Source organism: Pseudonocardia sp. Ae150A_Ps1 (genome assembly GCF_001932315.1).
GTDB lineage: Bacteria > Actinomycetota > Actinomycetes > Mycobacteriales > Pseudonocardiaceae > Pseudonocardia.
The window spans coordinates 1,590,049-1,605,786 of record NZ_MCIJ01000001.1 but is presented as its reverse complement, the minus strand read 5'-3'; the positions used below and the strand labels follow the sequence as shown (position 1 = coordinate 1,605,786).

16 protein-coding genes and 2 pseudogenes are annotated in these 15,738 nt (G+C 75.2%); 8 read left to right on the top strand and 10 right to left on the bottom strand.

The window, feature by feature from the left end; all coding sequences use genetic code 11:
* Window positions 1–351: 351 nt before the first annotated feature.
* From Ae150APs1_RS07135 to Ae150APs1_RS07105, 7 genes are all read right to left on the bottom strand, one after another.
* On the bottom strand, window positions 352–531 hold the full coding sequence (locus tag Ae150APs1_RS07135; RefSeq protein ID WP_060575322.1) for a hypothetical protein: 180 nt from the start codon (window positions 529–531) through the stop codon (window positions 352–354).
* Window positions 532–569: 38 nt separating this feature from the next.
* Entirely contained in the window at window positions 570–1,697 is a 1,128-nt protein-coding gene (locus Ae150APs1_RS07130; protein ID WP_075296543.1) for an MSMEG_0565 family glycosyltransferase, read from the bottom strand.
* Window positions 1,698–1,707: 10 nt separating this feature from the next.
* Window positions 1,708–2,550 carry a carbon-nitrogen hydrolase family protein gene (locus Ae150APs1_RS07125; RefSeq protein WP_075296542.1) on the bottom strand — a complete coding sequence of 281 codons (843 nt, stop codon included), beginning with the start codon at window positions 2,548–2,550 and terminating at the stop codon, window positions 1,708–1,710.
* The gene (locus Ae150APs1_RS07120; protein WP_060575328.1) at window positions 2,547–3,404 is read right to left on the bottom strand and encodes a carbon-nitrogen hydrolase family protein; all 858 of its coding nucleotides are present in this window, start codon (window positions 3,402–3,404) and stop codon (window positions 2,547–2,549) included. Before Ae150APs1_RS07120 ends, Ae150APs1_RS07125 begins: the two co-directional genes overlap by 4 nt.
* Window positions 3,401–4,939, bottom strand: a complete 1,539-nt coding sequence (locus tag Ae150APs1_RS07115; protein WP_249266249.1) for an MSMEG_0567/sll0787 family protein — start codon at window positions 4,937–4,939, stop codon at window positions 3,401–3,403. Before Ae150APs1_RS07115 ends, Ae150APs1_RS07120 begins: the two co-directional genes overlap by 4 nt.
* A gap of 3 nt (window positions 4,940–4,942) precedes the next feature.
* On the bottom strand, window positions 4,943–6,121 hold the full coding sequence (locus Ae150APs1_RS07110; RefSeq protein WP_249266248.1) for an MSMEG_0568 family radical SAM protein: 1,179 nt from the start codon (window positions 6,119–6,121) through the stop codon (window positions 4,943–4,945).
* A gap of 66 nt (window positions 6,122–6,187) precedes the next feature.
* Window positions 6,188–6,706: an MSMEG_0572/Sll0783 family nitrogen starvation response protein gene (locus Ae150APs1_RS07105; RefSeq protein ID WP_010241441.1), complete on the bottom strand. Its 519-nt coding sequence runs from the start codon at window positions 6,704–6,706 to the stop codon at window positions 6,188–6,190.
* Between the two features lie 272 nt (window positions 6,707–6,978).
* Between Ae150APs1_RS07105 and Ae150APs1_RS07100 the strand changes: the two genes are divergently transcribed.
* From Ae150APs1_RS07100 to Ae150APs1_RS07075, 6 genes and pseudogenes are all read left to right on the top strand, one after another.
* The gene (locus Ae150APs1_RS07100; RefSeq protein ID WP_083679978.1) at window positions 6,979–8,313 is read left to right on the top strand and encodes an MSMEG_0569 family flavin-dependent oxidoreductase; all 1,335 of its coding nucleotides are present in this window, start codon (window positions 6,979–6,981) and stop codon (window positions 8,311–8,313) included.
* Window positions 8,314–8,982: an SH3-like domain-containing protein gene (locus tag Ae150APs1_RS07095; protein ID WP_075296541.1), complete on the top strand. Its 669-nt coding sequence runs from the start codon at window positions 8,314–8,316 to the stop codon at window positions 8,980–8,982.
* Complete coding sequence (nthA, locus tag Ae150APs1_RS07090) at window positions 8,979–9,575, top strand: nitrile hydratase subunit alpha (protein ID WP_060721911.1); 597 nt, start codon at window positions 8,979–8,981, stop codon at window positions 9,573–9,575. Before Ae150APs1_RS07095 ends, nthA begins: the two co-directional genes overlap by 4 nt.
* 86 nt (window positions 9,576–9,661) lie before the next feature.
* Window positions 9,662–9,904, top strand: a pseudogene (locus tag Ae150APs1_RS07085) (nitrile hydratase accessory protein); the annotation flags it as partial.
* Window positions 9,905–10,046: 142 nt separating this feature from the next.
* Window positions 10,047–10,598, top strand: coding sequence for a hypothetical protein (locus Ae150APs1_RS07080; RefSeq protein WP_060575339.1), 552 nt, complete (start codon window positions 10,047–10,049; stop codon window positions 10,596–10,598).
* 164 nt (window positions 10,599–10,762) lie between these two features.
* Complete coding sequence (locus Ae150APs1_RS07075) at window positions 10,763–12,466, top strand: CocE/NonD family hydrolase (RefSeq protein ID WP_249266246.1); 1,704 nt, start codon at window positions 10,763–10,765, stop codon at window positions 12,464–12,466.
* A gap of 36 nt (window positions 12,467–12,502) precedes the next feature.
* Here Ae150APs1_RS07075 and Ae150APs1_RS07070 read toward each other — a convergent pair whose 3' ends face one another.
* Together Ae150APs1_RS07070 and Ae150APs1_RS07065 are read right to left on the bottom strand one after the other, a co-directional pair.
* Entirely contained in the window at window positions 12,503–13,006 is a 504-nt protein-coding gene (locus Ae150APs1_RS07070) for a PaaI family thioesterase (protein WP_010241451.1), read from the bottom strand.
* Window positions 13,003–13,491: a helix-turn-helix domain-containing protein gene (locus tag Ae150APs1_RS07065; protein ID WP_010241453.1), complete on the bottom strand. Its 489-nt coding sequence runs from the start codon at window positions 13,489–13,491 to the stop codon at window positions 13,003–13,005. Before Ae150APs1_RS07065 ends, Ae150APs1_RS07070 begins: the two co-directional genes overlap by 4 nt.
* A 144-nt stretch (window positions 13,492–13,635) precedes the next feature.
* Here Ae150APs1_RS07065 and Ae150APs1_RS07060 point away from each other — a divergent pair.
* Window positions 13,636–14,214: pseudogene (locus tag Ae150APs1_RS07060) on the top strand (type 1 glutamine amidotransferase domain-containing protein); the annotation flags it as partial.
* A 71-nt stretch (window positions 14,215–14,285) separates the two neighbouring features.
* On the opposite strand, the gene Ae150APs1_RS07055 reads toward Ae150APs1_RS07060, so the two are convergent.
* Entirely contained in the window at window positions 14,286–14,468 is a 183-nt protein-coding gene (locus Ae150APs1_RS07055; protein ID WP_010241459.1) for a DUF1508 domain-containing protein, read from the bottom strand.
* Window positions 14,469–14,675: 207 nt separating this feature from the next.
* On the opposite strand from Ae150APs1_RS07055, the gene Ae150APs1_RS07050 reads away from it, so the two are divergent.
* Window positions 14,676–15,692 carry an SDR family NAD(P)-dependent oxidoreductase gene (locus Ae150APs1_RS07050; protein WP_075296537.1) on the top strand — a complete coding sequence of 339 codons (1,017 nt, stop codon included), beginning with the start codon at window positions 14,676–14,678 and terminating at the stop codon, window positions 15,690–15,692.
* Window positions 15,693–15,738: the final 46 nt, after the last annotated feature.

The window sequence follows — 15,738 nt, the reverse complement described above, 5'->3', positions numbered from 1 at the left end:
TGAGGCAGCGATCTCTCGGGGGTGGGCCGGGTCGGTCCCGGCCGGATCGGTGCTCGGAGGTGCGCTCCCGAGAACCGGGGGTGTGCTCGTGCAGAATCGCTGCTTGGGGAAGCGATTCTGTCCGGTACCCGGCGCCGGGCTGGGCTGCGCCGGACTGGGCTGGGCTGCGCCGGACCCGGCTGGGCCCAGCCGGACCGGGCTGGGCCGAGCCGGACCGGGCTGGGCCGAGCCGGACCGGGCTGGGCCGCGCCACACCGAGCCGCACCGAGCTGGGCCGCGCCGCACCGGGCTGGGCCGCGCCGGACCGGGCCGAGCCGCGCCGGGCGTCGCCGGACCGGGCCGCACCGGGCGTCACAGCTCCCCGGCGAGCACCTCACCGTCGGTCAGCAGCGCCGGGACCGGCAGGGTCAGCACGACGGTGGGGAGGTCGTCGTCGACGGGGGAGGCGCAGTGCGGGCAGTGCACCCCCGGGAGGTCGTCGCGGCGGACCGCCCGGCAGAGCGGCACGACGTCGGCGAGCTGCTCGGACATCGGCCACCTCCGGTACACGGCGTCGTGTTACGACCACGTTACCGGACCGGGCAAGGCACCCCCGCGCCGAGGAAGTCCTCGTACAGGCGCAGGTGCCGGTCCGCGGCCGTCGCCCACGAGTGGGCCGCGGCGAGCTCCCGGCCGGCCCGTTCCCGGTGCGGGTCCGGCTCGGCGACCGCCGCCCGCAGCGCCGCGGCGAACCCGGCCGGCTCGGCCGCGAACCGGGCCGCGCCGTCGAAGACCTCTCGCAGCACCGGCAGGTCCCGGGTCACCAGCGGGACCCCGGCGGCGAGCGCCTCCATCGCGGCGAGGCCGAAGCCCTCCTTCACCGACGGGAACGCGAACGCGGCGGCACCGGCCATCAGGCCGGGGAGCTCGTCGTCGTCGACGGGGCCGAGGATCTCGGGCCGCACGCCGAGCGCGTCGGCGCGGGCGAGCACGCCGGCCCGGTAGCCGCGGTAGTCGAACAGGGTCTCGCCGCCCCCGACGACCAGCCGCAGGTCCGGGAGCAGCGCCATCGCCTCGACGAGGTCGCCGGTGCCCTTGCGCGGCTCGATCCCGCCGACCGAGAGGACGTAGCTCCCGAACCGCGCGCGCCAGGCCGCCCCGGCGCCGGAGTCCGCGGCCCGGGCGAACCGGGCGGCGTCCACGCCGTTGCCGATCACGGTGGCGTCGCGGCCCCAGCCGTCCCGCACCTCCGTGGCGACCGCGCGGGACACGCACACCAGCGCGGCGGGGGAGACGATCGCCCGCTCGTGGCAGGCGGCCAGCTCGGGGGTCGTGAACTCGTCGAGGTGATGCACCGTGCGCAGCAGCGAGCCGTCGCCGTGCGCGCGGCCCTCGGCGTTGGCGGACAGGCAGTCCTGGGCGTGCCGGACGTCCACCTCCGGCGCGGACCCCAGCGCGTCGGCCAGCAGGTCGATCGAGCGGAGGATCCGGGCGCCGACGGACTCGCCGTCGACGTCCGGGACCGGCACGAGCCGCACCCCGACGTCCGGGGCCACCCGCCGGAAGAACCCGGTGTCCCCGCCGCGGGCGAGCGACCAGACCTCGACGTCGTGCCCGGCCGCCGCCAGCGCCTCGGCCAGCGCGAGGGTGTGGACCACGCCGCCGCGCGGCTTCGTCGAGTAGGTGGACAGCCGGATACGGAGCCGGTCGGTACGCATCAGCCGCCCGTCAGTCGCGGTAGAGGTCGGGGCGGCGTTCCTTCAGGTGGTGCAGCACGGCCCTGGCCGCGCCGATCACGGCGTCCGGGTCGACGTCGGCGACCGCGAGACCGCCCTTCGACCAGGTCCGGGCGAGGACGTCCCCACCCGGCCCGACGACCTTCGCCCGGCCCAGGAAGTGCAGCGACCCGTTGCGCCCGCTCTGGTTCGCCGACAGCCACAGCACCTGGTTCTCGGCGGCCCTGGCCTGGTCGTAGAGATCGAAGAGCCGGGCCTGCCGGTCCTGCGCCATCCGCGGCGCCCGGTTGGTCAGCGACGTCGGCCACGCCGACGGGCAGGCGATGAGCTGGGCGCCGTCGAGGGCCAGCGAGCGGGCCGACTCCGGGAACGTCTTGTCGTGGTCGATCAGCATCCCCATCCGGCCGGCCGGGGTGTCGAACGCGGTGAACCCGTCACCGGCGGCGAACAGCGCGGCGACGCCCGCGGGCTGGTGCACCTTCCGGTGCCGGCCCAGCACACCGTCGCCGGTGAGGCAGACCGCTGCGTTGTAGCGCTCGCCCTCCGCCGCGCCCGCCTCGCAGAAGCCGAGGCAGACGACCATCTCCCGGGCCATCTCCGCCACCGCCCGCACCTCGGGGCCGTCCGGGTCCAGCTCCGGGGGCAGCACCGACCGGTCGGTCGGGTCGGGATTGCGCAGGTCGTGGACGTAGCCGCCGAGCGCGCCGTCGGGCAGCGCGAGCACCGACACCCCGGCGTCGCGGGCGTGCGCGATGATCACGCCGATCCGCTCCAGGTCGAACGCGGCGTCGCGGGTGAAGTTGGCGGCTGCCGCGGCGACCCGCACCCCGCTCACGCCCCCGCGGCGACGGGTTCGGGGCCGTACGCGGCCGGACGCCGGTCGCGCAGATGTCCCATGAACCGGCGGGCGGCCTCGACGGCGGCGTCGACGTCGACGGACGCGACGGCGAGCCCCGCCTCGGTCCCGGTCGTCGCGAGCACCTCACCGCCCGGGTCGACGACCTTCGCGCTCGCGACGAGCTGCAGGTCGCCGAACGTCCCGGCCTGGTTCGCCGACACCCACACGATCTGGTTCTCCAGCGCGCGGGCGCGGTCGTGCAGGTCGAACCGCCGCGCCCAGCGGTCGTCCGCGAGGACCGGGGCCCGGTCCGTCCGTGACGCGGGCCATGCCGACATGCACACCACCGTCCTCGCACCGTCCATCGCCAGGGCGCGGGCCGCCTCCGGGAACGCCTTGTCGTAGCAGATCATCATGCCGATCCGCCCGACCGGAGTGTCGAACGCGGCGAACCGGTCCCCGGCGGCGTACGAGTGGTTCTCGTCCAGCGGCTGGTGCACCTTCCGGTGCCGGCCGAGCACCCCGTCGCCGGTCACGGCGACGCAGCTGTTGTACGGCAGCCCGGCGGACGCGGCGTCCCCGGCCTCGCAGAACCCCGCGGTGACGACCATGTCCCCGGCCAGGCCGACGAGCCTGCGGATCTCCGGCCCGTCCGGGTCGAGCTGCGGCGGGACGTCGTCGACGGCACCGTGCAACGACGACAGGTACCCGCCCAGGGCGGCCTCGGGCAGCGCCAGCAGGTCCGCGCCCCGGGAGCGGGCCTCGGCGATCGTCGCCGCGACCCGGGCGAAGTCCTCGTCCAGGTCGCGCACGAAGCCCTGCGCGGCGGCGGCGAACGTCGTCGTGGTCATGCGATCTCCTCTCCGGCGGCCGGGCCCATCCCGGTGACGCCGCCGGGCACGGCCTCGGTCTCCTCGCCGTCCGGCCAGCGCAGCCGGACCCCGGTCCCCGCGACGAGCTCACCGCACGCGGCCGACACGGCCGGCCCGGCGTCGATCGCGGGGGCGCCCGGGTCGTCCGCCGTGAGCAGGCCGAACCCGGGGAAACAGGTGAACCAGTCGCCGACGCTCACGCCGCCGGGGCGCGGCACGGCGGCGACGTCGAGCACGGCACCGGTGCCGGACGCCTCGGCGAGCATGCCGAGCGTCCCGGCGATGCCGGCCATCGAGACGTCCTTCGCGGCGGCGGGGCGGTACCTCGCGGCGGGACCGATCGCCCCGACCGTCGCCGCCAGCTCGGCCCGGGTCCGCGACGTCGTCGAGTCCCACTGGCGGCCGTGGTAGCCGGGCCGCCAGCCGCCGCCCAGATCGGTGGTCAGCCGCACCGTGTGCCCGGTCCGGCCACCGCCGGCCGGGACCGGGTGGGCGGTGCGGCCCAGCGCGGTCAGCGACAGCGCGGCCGGGACGTCGAGCTGGGTGTGGCCGCCGAGCAGCGGGACACCGTAGGCGTCGGCGGCCGCCCGCACCCCGGACAGCACGCGGTGCGCGAACGACGCGTCCCGCGCCCCGACCGCGTCGAGCAGCCCGACCGGGGCGGCACCCATCGCGGCGAGATCGTTGACGTTGACCAGGACACCGGCCCAGCCCGCCCACTCCGGGTCGCGCTCCACCATCGCGGGTGAGATCGCGTCGCAGCAGGCCACGACGTCGGTGCCCGGGACAGGGGCGCCGTCGTCGCCGACGAACCCGGCCGGGCCGAGCCCGCCGAGCAGCGCCCCGAGCGGGGCCTTCGTCGCCGTCGCGAGGGCGCGGACCCGGGTGATCGGCCACCGCATCCGCACGTGCGGTGCTCCGGCGGTCACGGTGTCGCGGACCCGCTCCCAGCCCAGCCGGGCGAACATCGCGGCGTTCGGGAGCTGCACGTCGGCGTCGAACCGGAGCGCCCCCGCGGACTCGGCGCGGGCGCACGCGGCGCGGACCAGCGCCGCGCCGAGCCGGGCACCCGCGATCCGCCGCGCCGACGGCGCGACGACGAGCCGGCTGCCGGTCCACCACCCGACGTCCGGTGCCGCCGGGTCGGCCGGTCCCAGCCGGACGCCGCCGAGCAGCGTCCCGGCCGCGTCGTGCGCCAGGAGCACGACGGTGCGCGGGTCGGCGTCGTGGTCGTCGAGGTCGCCGGTCCCGGTGTCGGGGAACAGGCCCTGCTCCCGGCCGAACACCTCGCGGCGCAGCGCCCGGTGGGCGGCGACGCCGGGATCGCCCGTGTCGGCGGCGCGCGCCTCGGAGATCGTGGTGGCGGTGCGGCCGGCGCCGCTGCGCGGGCGGCCGCCGAGTAGCTCGTCGGCGACCCAGCGGGACACCGGGGTGAGCCGGCGGGGCGAGCCGGTGACGAATCCCGCGGCGCCGCGGGCCACCGGGCGCCGCGGGCCGTGGTCCTGGACGGTCACGGCTCAGCCCCCCGCCGCCGACAGCGCGCTGCACGCGCCGCACGCCGCGCAGCCGGCGGCCTGGTCGGCGCCGCGCATGCCGGACGCCCGCAGCTCGGCCGCGACCCGGGAGGTCACGTCGGCGAGCAGTGCAGGATCCGGGCCGGGCACGCCGTCGTCGAACGCGAGGGTTCCCGGGATCGGGCGGTAGGGGACGACGAACGGGTAGACCCCGCGGGCGATCAGATCGGCGGCCCCGGCGACGAGCTCGTCCGGGTCCTCGCCGAGCCCGACGATGAGGTACGTCGACACCGCGTCCGGGCCGAACACCCGGACCGCCTCGTCCCACGCGGCCCGGTACTGGGCGAGCGGCACGGTGGCCTTGCCGGGCATCCAGCGGCGGCGGACGTCGTCGTCGAGCGACTCGACGTGGATGCCGATCGCGTCCGCGCCGGCCTCCTTCAGCGACGTGATCACGGCGATGTCGCCGGGCGCGGGCGGCTCGCACTGCACCTGGACGGGCAGTCCCGGCACCGCGGCCCGGATCGCGCGCACGCAGCGGACCAGGTGCCGGGCGCCGCGGTCGCGGCCGTTCGACGTGCCCGTGGTCAGCACCATCTGCCGGACCCCGTCCAGCCGGACGGCGGCCTCGGCGACCTCGGCGAGCTGCTCGGGCGTCTTCACGGCGGTGGTGGCGCCGGAGCGCAGCGACTGCTCGATCGCGCAGAACCGGCAGCGGTCCGACTCGCCGTAGCGCACGCAGGTCTGGACGACGGTGGAGGCGAGCACGTCGTTCCCGTGCAGCCGGGCGATCTTCTCGTAGGGCACGCCGTCGGCGGTGGTGAGGTCGTAGAACGCCGGTCGCGCGACCGTGTCGACGGCGACGCCCATGTCGGTCACGCCGCCGCCCGGCTCGCTGCGGACCAGACGGCCGTCGCGGAGCCGGTACGGGGAGTCCGCGACGATCGGCACGGTGGTCTTCAGCCCGTCGACGAGCACGTGGCCGTCGGCCGAGGGGCCGGCGCCACCGGGGCGGCGCAGCGGGATCACGGAGCCGAGCTCGGTGACCGTGCCGGAGCCGGAGCCGGAGCCGGAGGCCGGCGAGGTGTCGGGGTCGATCGCCACGCCGCGAACGGCCATCTCGGCGCGGACCTGCAGGGCCGGCACGAGGGAGTCGGTGGTGTCGGGGGACGGAGCGGACATGCGGCGGACCTCCTGGGGTCGTGAGTGGTTATCGCGGTCCTGACCGCGATAACCACTCACGGGCTCTCAGAGCTGGTAGGTCGAGTTGATGATCGCGCCCTTGCGGGCGTAGTGGATGAGCGCGTCCTGGACGTCGAGCGGGTGCGTCGGGATGACGCCCTCGATGAGGTCCTCCTCGCGGGCACCGTGCAGCGACAGCCCGAAGCGGCAGCAGTAGACCTTGCCGCCCTCGCCGATGAACGTCTTGAGCTGGTCGTTGATGTTGTGCTCGCCGGGGAAGGCGGACGTCCCGGTGGTCGGGAACCCGCGGGTCGCCAGGCAGTTCAGCGAGCCGGGGCCGTAGAAGTACATCGCCGACTCGAATCCCTTGCGCAGCGCGCGGGTCGCCTGCAGGACGGCCACGAAGCTCACCGAGGACTCGTGGGCGATGCCGTGCACCAGGGTGAAGTAGGTCTCGCCGTCCTCGGCCTGCAGGTCGGGGAAGACCTTGGTGCCGCCGTAGATGCTGGAACCCTCGGGCAGCGAGGGGTGCGGGATCTCCTCGAGGCTCTTCTTCTCGATGTCGGACAGCTCGGCGCTGGTCATGGTTCGGCTCCTCGTGGGGGTGACGGGTACGGTGCGCGTGGGAGCGCCGGGGAGAGGTCCCGATGGTTCGTCCCACCGGGTCCGGCGAGTCACAACGACACCAGCGCCGCGTTTCGGAAACGTTGTGTGCTGACTACGGGAACAATTCCGGATCGGCCATTTGTGAAGGAATTGTTGCGTAACATCGGGCAACATTCTGGTCGTCCGATCGACACCATCCGGAAATACGACGGGTCGACCGTGGATCACCTCAGCCGAATCGAGGAGGTCCGATGACCGCGGTGGCACAGCGCGACGGGCGACGCACACCGCCGTCCGACCTGGACGGCGAGCACCGGCCGGTGGTCGTCGTCGGCGGCGGGCAGGCCGGGCTGTCGATGAGCCGGTGCCTGGACGTGCGGGGGATCGACCACCTCGTCCTGGAGCGCGACGTCGTCGCCTCGTCCTGGAAGTCCTACCGGTGGGACACGTTCAGCCTGGTCACGCCGAACTGGCAGTGCGACCTGCCGGACTTCCCCTACGCCGGTGACGACCCGCACGGGTTCATGGTCCGCAGCGAGGTCGTCGACTACCTGGAGGCCTACCGGGCCTTCGTCGACCCGCCGCTGTGCGAGGGCGTCACCGTCACCCGGCTGACCCGCGACGAGCGCGGCACCTTCCGGATCGAGACCTCGGCCGGGACCTGCACGGCCGACCAGGTCGTCGTCGCCACCGGCGGTTACCACACACCGATCACTCCGCCGCTGTCCGAGCCGCTGCCGCCGTCGATCACCCAGGTGCAGTCGCACGAGTACCGCAACGGTGGGCAGCTGCCGCCGGGCGAGGTGCTGGTCGTGGGGTCCGGGCAGTCCGGGGCCCAGATCGCCGAGGACCTGCACCTGGAGGGCAGGGCGGTGCACCTCGTCGTCGGGCACGCGCCCCGGGTGGCGCGGTTCTACCGGGGCCGTGACGTCACCGACTGGCTCGACGAGATGGGCTACTACCGGATGCCCGTCACCCGGCACCCGCGCCGGGAGGCCGTCCGCGCGCAGGCCAACCACTACGTGACCGGCCGCGACGGCGGCCGCGACGTCGACCTGCGCCGGTTCGCCGCCGAGGGCATGCGGCTCTACGGCGTGCTCACCGACCACACCGCGGGCACCCTGCGGTTCCGGCCCGACCTGGAGTCGTCCCTGGACCACGCCGACGAGGTCAGCGAGTCCATCAAGGACACCATCGACGGCTTCGTGGAGTCCCAGGGGATCGACGCGCCGGTGGAGGAGCGCTACACCCCGGTGTGGCGCCCGGCGTCCGAGACGACCGAGCTGGACCTGGCCTCGACCGGGATCACGTCGGTCGTCTGGTGCATCGGTTTCCGGCAGGACTACTCCTGGGTCGACGTGCCCGTGTTCACCGGCCGCGGCGCGCCGGTGCACCAGCGCGGCACCACCGGCACCCCCGGGCTGTTCTTCCTCGGCCTGCCCTGGCAGTGGACATGGGGGTCCGGCCGGTTCTCCGGTGTGGGTGCCGACGCCGACTTCCTCGCCGAACGCATCCGCTCGCAGCGCGGGCTCACCTCCACCGGCGGCCGCGGCGACGTCTGCAACGTCCTGGCCCTGGGCTCCTGAGTGGACACCGCCGACCTCGGCGGGACGGACGGGTGGGGACCGGTCGTCCGGCCGTCCGACGTCGAGCCGGAGCCGCCGTTCCCGCACCCGTGGGAGGGCCGGGCGTTCGCGCTGACCGTCCTGACCATGGGACGGATCTCCGGGCGCAACCTCGACGCGTTCCGGTACGCGCTCTCCCGCCTCGACCGGGCGTCCTACCTCGACGACGGCTACTACGGCCGCTGGCTGAACGCCGCCGAGCTCATGCTCACCGACTCCGCGATCCTGGCACCGGGAGCCGTCGAGGCCAGGGCCCGGGCGCGGTGTGGCGAGGACGTCTCCGAACCGGCCGCCCCAGAGCCCGCCCGGCCGGACTACGCGCCGACCGCGCCCGGTTCGTTGCGCGAGATCGGGTCGCCGCCGCGGTTCGCGCCGGGCGACCCGGTGCGGCCCCTGGCAGAGGCACCGGCCCCGACGGCGAAGCTGCCCCGCTACGTGCGCGGGCGGGCCGGTGTCGTCACCGCCGTCCGGCCGCCGCACGTCCTGCCCGACACCCACGCCGTCCTCGCCGGCGAGCACCCGCAGCACGTCTACACGGTCGCCTTCACCGCCCGCGAGCTGTGGGGCGACGGCGCGGAGGACGCGACCGTGCACGCCGACCTGTCCGAGTCCCACCTGGAGCCGCGATGACCCCCGACGACCCCGCGCCGCGCCCCGGCCCGGCGCTGCGCACCGAGGCGCTCGAGGAGCTGCTCGTCGAGCGCGGCCTGGTCGACCGGGCCGTGATGGATGGGTTCGTCCGGACCTACGAGCAGGACGTCGGCCCGCTGAACGGGGCGACGGTCGTCGCCCGTGCCTGGACCGACCCGGACTACCGGGAGTGGCTGCTGCGCGACGGCACCGCCGCGATCGCCTCGCTCGGGTTCACCGGGCCGCAGGGCGAGTACATGGTCGTGCTGGAGCAGACGGCCGAGGTGCATCACGTCGTCGTCTGCACGCTGTGCTCGTGCTACCCGTGGCCGGTGCTCGGCCTGCCGCCGAGCTGGTACAAGGACCCGGCCTACCGGGCGCGGGTGGTGCGCGAGCCGCGCACCGTGCTCGGCGAGATGGGACTCGACCTGCCGCCGGAACGACGGATCGAGGTGTGGGACTCCTCGGCCGAGGTCCGCTACCTGACCCTGCCGCGCCGTCCCGCCGGGACCGGCGGCCTCATGCCGGACGAGCTCGCGGCGCTGGTCACCCGGGACGCGATGGTGGGCGTCGCCGAGGTGGGGGCGCCGTGAACGTCGCGGCCGAGACGTCCGGGCCGGCCGCGCCGCCCCGCGCGAACGGCGAGCTGGTCTTCGCCGAACCGTGAGAGGGCCGCGCGTTCGGGATGGCGGTGGCCCTCGCCGAGAGCGGCCGGATCACCTGGGACGCGTTCCGGGACCGGCTGGTCGCGCGGATCGCCGCCGACCCCGCGGCGCCGTACTACGTGTGCTGGCTCGACGCGTGCGAGGACCTCCTCGTCGGCGCGGGCCGGATCGGCGGCGGCGAGGTGCGCGGCCGCGCGGAACGGCTCGCCGGCCGGCCCGCGGGTCACGATCACGACCACGGGGCTCCCGTCCTGTGAGAACGGAGCGGAACCGTTCCTTACATCATGATCGAACTGCGGGACAGCCCCGTCCGGGAACGAAGTGAACGATCATCCGGATGAGGACACCGATCCGGTTCTCGTCCGGACCGGAACGGGAAACCGGTCTACCGTCGACGACATGAGCGGATCCGGGTCCCTGGTCCTGCGGACCGTGGCCTGGTGTGTGGGGGTCGTCCTGGTCGGCGCGGCGGTGCTGACCGCCGTCGTCGTCGGGGCCGGGATGCTCGTCGGGCCGGCCCAGGCCGAGGCCGGCAAGGAGATCGACGGCGCGGTGACGGCCGCGCAGGACTTCGCCCGCCTCGCCGCGACCGACCCGGCCGCCGCGCTCGCCTCGTGCACGCCCGCCCGGGACACCGACGCCGACGCCCTCGCCGGCGCGCTGCCGGACGGTGCGCGGATGGCCGCGCAGCGCTACGCCGTCCCCGGCGGCGACGTCGAGTTCCTGGCCGCCCGGGTGAGCGGCGCCGACGTCGGCGAGACCGGCGGCGACCGCGCGGTGTGGGCCTACGGGCGGCAGGGCTTCGCCGCCGTCACCGACGACGCCCGCGCGCTCTCGCCGGATCTGCCCGGGCCGCAGCTGTACGGCACGACCGCGGAGTCGCCCGGCGCCGTCCGTGCCGCGAGCTGCGTCGACGCCGCCGTGCGGGTCGCGGGGCCCGGCGGCGGGTGACGCCGCCGGAGTGGTCCGGCTCACAGATCACTTGAGTGTGCCGCTACGGCACCTCGTCTCCTGTCGTCACCACCGGCGAAGGAGGCGAGACCCCCCATGATCACTCGAGACCACCCGGCCGCTCCGGCAGCGACACGGCCCGGCCTGACGGCCGAGGTGCCGTCGTGAGGAGGATCGTGACCGCGGGGGTCCTGACCCTGTCCGTGGCACTGCTCGCGGGCTGCAGCGACGTCGCCACCACGCAGTCCGCGTCCGTCGCGCGGTCCGCCGCCGTCGCCACCGACACCGACGCCGTCACGCACGCGCAGAACGACCGCGTCCCCGAGGGGGCGCGCTGGACCCAGCACTACTTCCCGACGGCCGACGGCGTCGAGCTGCACGCGGACGTCCTGCTGCCCGAGGACCTCCCCGAGGGCGCGAAGGTCCCGCTCGTGATGTCCGCCGGCGGCTACTTCGGACACTCCGGGCAGCTGAGCGTGGAGGGGTTCGCCCACACCGGCCCGTCGGCCCGCTTCGAGGACCTGATCGCCGAGGGCGGCCTGCTCGAGCGGGGCTACGGGCTCGTCATGGTCGACTCCCGGGGCTCCGGCGGCTCGACCGGCTGCACCGAGGCGATCGGCGGTCCCGCCGACCAGGCCGACATCCGGGCCGCGCTCGACTGGGCCGCCGCGCAGCCGTGGTCCACCGGGTCGGTCGGGATGTACGGCAAGTCGCTCGACGGCGTCACCGCGCTGGTCGGCAACAACCTGGAGCACCCGGCGCTCAAGGCCGTCATCGCGCAGGAGCCGATCTGGGACATCCAGCGGAACATGCGCTCCGGCGGCGTGCCCCGGTCGACGATCACCTCCGTGCCCACCGTCTACAACGAGGTCGCCACGCAGCCGCAGATGCCGGACGACGACCCCCGCTACCTCGCCAACGCCGCGTGGGACACCCCCACGGGGCCGCACCCGGAGTGCCCGCTCCTCAACACGGCGTCGTACATGGAGCCGAACCCGGAGTCGGAGACCTGGACGGTCCGGGACCTGGCCGAGCGGGCGAAGGGCACCACGACGCCGTTGTTCCTCACCCAGGGTTTCCTGGAGTGGAACACCGAGGCCGAGGGCATGGCCGAGTTCCTGGCGAACCACGAGGGCCCGCAGCGGGCCTGGCTGGGGCAGTGGGACCACAAGCGGGGCGGTGAGCGCACCGCGGACGGACGCCTGGAGCTCGGCCGCGAGGGCTGGTTCGACGAGGTCTTCTCGTTCTACGACCAGTACCTGAAGGGCGTCCAGCCGGCCGTGCAGTACCCGGCCGTCGCCGTCGAGGACAGCACCGGCTCCTGGCGCGCCGAGGACAGCTGGCCGCGCGCGGACCGCACGGCGACCGTGCGGCTCGGCGGCGGGACCTACACCGACGACGGGGCCACCTCCGCGTTCGTCCAGCGGTCCGAGCCCGTGGCCGCGGCCACCCGGCTGACCGGCACACCGACCGCGACGGTGACGGCGCGGGGGACCGGCAACGTCATGGTCCGGCTGCACGACGTCGCCCCCGACGGCAGCGGGACGATGATCAACCAGCAGGTGTCGGTGCTGCGTGCCGGCGAGACCCGGCTGCAGCTGAAGTCCATGGACTGGACGCTGCCCGCGGGGCACTCGCTCGCCGTCGACATCGGGACGGTCCAGCCCGGGATCCCGCTCACCAACGACTGGCTGCCCTCGGTCTCGAACCAGGAGGTGACGGTGCAGGGTGCGCGGCTCGACCTCGCGCTCGACGACCCGGCGAAGGACTCCGGGCTCCCCGGGTCCCCGGCGCCGTGGTCGGACCTCTACCGGCAGAGCCACGTCAGCGCGCCGGCCGCCGGGGCGCCGAGCTTCCGGCTCCCCTGAGCGGGGGCGGGGGCGGCGCGGGCCGCCCCCGCCGGTTCAGCCGCCGGGCAGGATCATGCAGCTCGACGTGGCCTCGCCGAGCAGCCTGCCGTCGCCGTCGGTCAGCTCGGCCCTGGCCAGCGCGGTGCGGCGGCCGGCGTGCACGACGCGCCCGGTGCAGGTGACCGTGCCGGTGTCGGCGGTGATCCGGCGCAGGAACCGGACGGACAGGTCGAGGCTGGTGTAGCCGGTCCCGGCCGGCAGCGTCGAGTGCACGGCGCAGCCGCAGGCCGAGTCGAGCAGCGTCGCGTAGACGCCGCCGTGCACCGAGCCGATCGGGTTGTACTGGTGCTCGGCGGGCTCGAACGCGAACACGACCGTCCCGCGGTCGGCCGAGACGGCCCGGAAACCGACGAGGCTCGCGATCGGCGCCCCCGGGAGCCGCCCGTCGACGATCTGCCGCAGGAACTCCAGCCCGTCGAGCCCGCCGGCCGCGGCGGCGAGCGCCTGCGGGTCGGACCACTCGTGCTCGCGACGACGGGTGCTGGTCTCGGCGGTCATGCGTCCTCCTGCTGGGGTGGGTGGTCGGGGGCTCCGGGGCCCGGTTCGAGCAGCACACGGTCCCCGCCGGCGAGCCGGTGGCCCTCGGCACAGACGCTCACCAGCCGCACCGGGGCGCCGCAGCCGTCGTGCACCCGGACGACCGGCGGCCCGGCCTCCCCGGCGAGGTGCCGGTCGCCGAAGTCCATGAGCGCGGCGAGCACGACCCCGAGGTCCTGCCCGCGCCGGGTGAGCCGGTACTCCGCACGCGTCCGGGAGCCGGGGTCGCGGTACTCCACCCGCTCGGCGAGCCCGTCGCCGACCAGCGTCGCCAGCCGCCGGCTCAGCACCGTGCGGGCGACGCCCAGCCCGCGGGCCAGGTCGTCGAACCGGTGGACGCCGCGTCCCAGGTCCCGGACCACGAGCACCGTCCACGGGTCGGACAGCAGGGCCGCGGTGCGCGCGACCGAGCACACCTGCGCGCCTGCGGCCTGCCTCGCGTCCATGCTCCGCTCCTGGGTATCGCTACACTACTCAGATGGGACGGTAGCCGACCGCGCGGGCGACCGGAAGGCGGCCCGGGTGATTGGACGGCACGTGAGCGGGAACGCACCGGCCAGGCACCGCACCCGAGCGATGGAGGAACCACGGTAGCGAACGAACTCGAGGGCCGGACGGTCGCGATCCTGGCTGCGGACGGCGTCGAGCAGGTGGAGCTGACCCGGCCCCGCGAGGAGCTGAGGAAGGCGGGCGCCCGGGTCGACCTGGTGTCGCTGTCCACCGGCTCGATCCAGGCGATGAACGGCGACATCGACAAGGCGGACACGTTGGAGGTCGACAAGGCCGTGGCCGACGTCTCGGCCGACGACTACGACGCGCTCGTGCTGCCCGGCGGCACCATGAACCCCGACAACCTGCGGGTCGACGGGACCGCGGTCGCCTTCGTGCAGGCGTTCTTCCGGGCGGGCAAGCCGGTCGGCGCGATCTGTCACGGACCGTGGACGCTGATCGAGGCCGACGTCGTGAAGGGACGCACGCTGACGTCGTTCCCGAGCATCCGCACCGACCTGCGCAACGCCGGCGCGACCGTCGTCGACGAGCAGGTGGTCTGCGACGAGGGGCTGGTCACCAGCCGCAACCCGGACGACCTCGACGCCTTCTGCGCGAAGCTCGTGGAGGAGTTCGAGGAGGGCAGGCACCCGGTGCTGCGCCAGGGCGCGACCGCCTGAGGTGCCCGCACGACAGAAAAGGGGCGACGGGCGGCCTGCCCGTCACCCCTTTTCACCCATGAGGGGGTCGATCAGGAGTCGGCTTCGACGACCTCCGCGCCGTCCGCCGCGCGCTGCACCGACTCGCAGCCCTTCTTGGCGGCCGACCTGCTCTCGTAGGCCTCGCCGACGGCGACGACCTGCCCGTTGGTGGCCTTCAGCCGGAAGCGGAACTTCCCGGCGCGGTCCTCGTACACCTCGAACTTGCCTGCCATGACGGCCTCCTCGGCTCGTGCTGGTCGGTGTCGTGGCGACCCGATTGACGGGGCACTCGATACCCCATTTGCCGTAACGATGCGCGCTGAAACATCGGACCGGGCCGACCCGCCGATCGGGGACGGTGCCGGCGGGTACTCAGCGGGGTCTCAGCGGGCGCGCCGTTCTCAGTGACCACACAGCGACCGGTTCCTACCGTCAGGGACATGCCGACAGCACTGGTCTCCGAGGTACGCAGCGGGCTCGGGGCGGCCTACGCCCGTGAGCTGGCCGAACGCGGGTACGCGGTCGTCCTCGTCGAGCGCGACGCCGCCCACCTCGCCGACCTCGCCGAGCGGATCGGCCGGGCGACCGGCGCGATCGTCGAGACCCTCGCCGCGGACCTCACCGACCCGGCCGGGATGGCCGCCGTCGAGCGGCGGATCGCCCAGCCGGGCCTGCCGGTCGAGCTGCTGGTGAACACCGGCGAGGTGACCGGTGCGACGACGCCCGACGCGGTCGGCGCGGCATCCGCGCGGCTCACGCGTGCGGCCGCCACCGCCATGGGCGTCCGCGGCCGCGGCGGGATCCTGGTCGTCGCCGACGTCGGTGCCGACGCCGCGGGGACCCGTGGCCGGGTCGTCCCGGACGAGGTCGCCGTCCCGCTGCGCGGGTCCGGCGTGACGCTCACCGTCGTCGCGATGGGCAGCGGGGTCTTCCCCTCGATCGGGACCGTCGTGCTCCGCTCGCTGGGCGATCTCGCCCGTGGCCGCGAGCTCTGCCGGCCGGACCGCAGCGCGCTCGCCGGGTACCTCGACCCGACCCGCGACGCGGTGCGCCGGGCGGCACGGGCCGCGGTGCGCGGCCGTCGTACCGCCTCCGCCTCCGCCGGCGACGCCGTGGCCGCCCGGACCGGGCACACGCGCCCGTCGCCGGTCCCGACCCCCTTCCGGGACGTGTCCCACCCGCACCTCGCCGCGGCGACCGGTGCGGGGTCGCCGGTGCTCCCGGAGCTGCCGGTCCGGCCGGCCCACGTGGCCGCCGCGTTCCCGGAGCCGCGGGTGTCGGGCACCCGGCCGCTGCCGCGGGTGACCCCACGACGTCCGGTCACCCCGGTCGTCCCGGCCCGTGTCGCGGCCGCCGGCCGGACCGCCGTCACCCGGCTGCCCGAGGTGCCACGTCCGGCCGTGCGTCCCGTGCAGGGGCCCGCGCACGACCCGGCGACCGTCCGCACCGCCGGCTGACCCGGGCCCGCGGTCCTCGACACCGGCCGACCCGCCTGTTCACCTG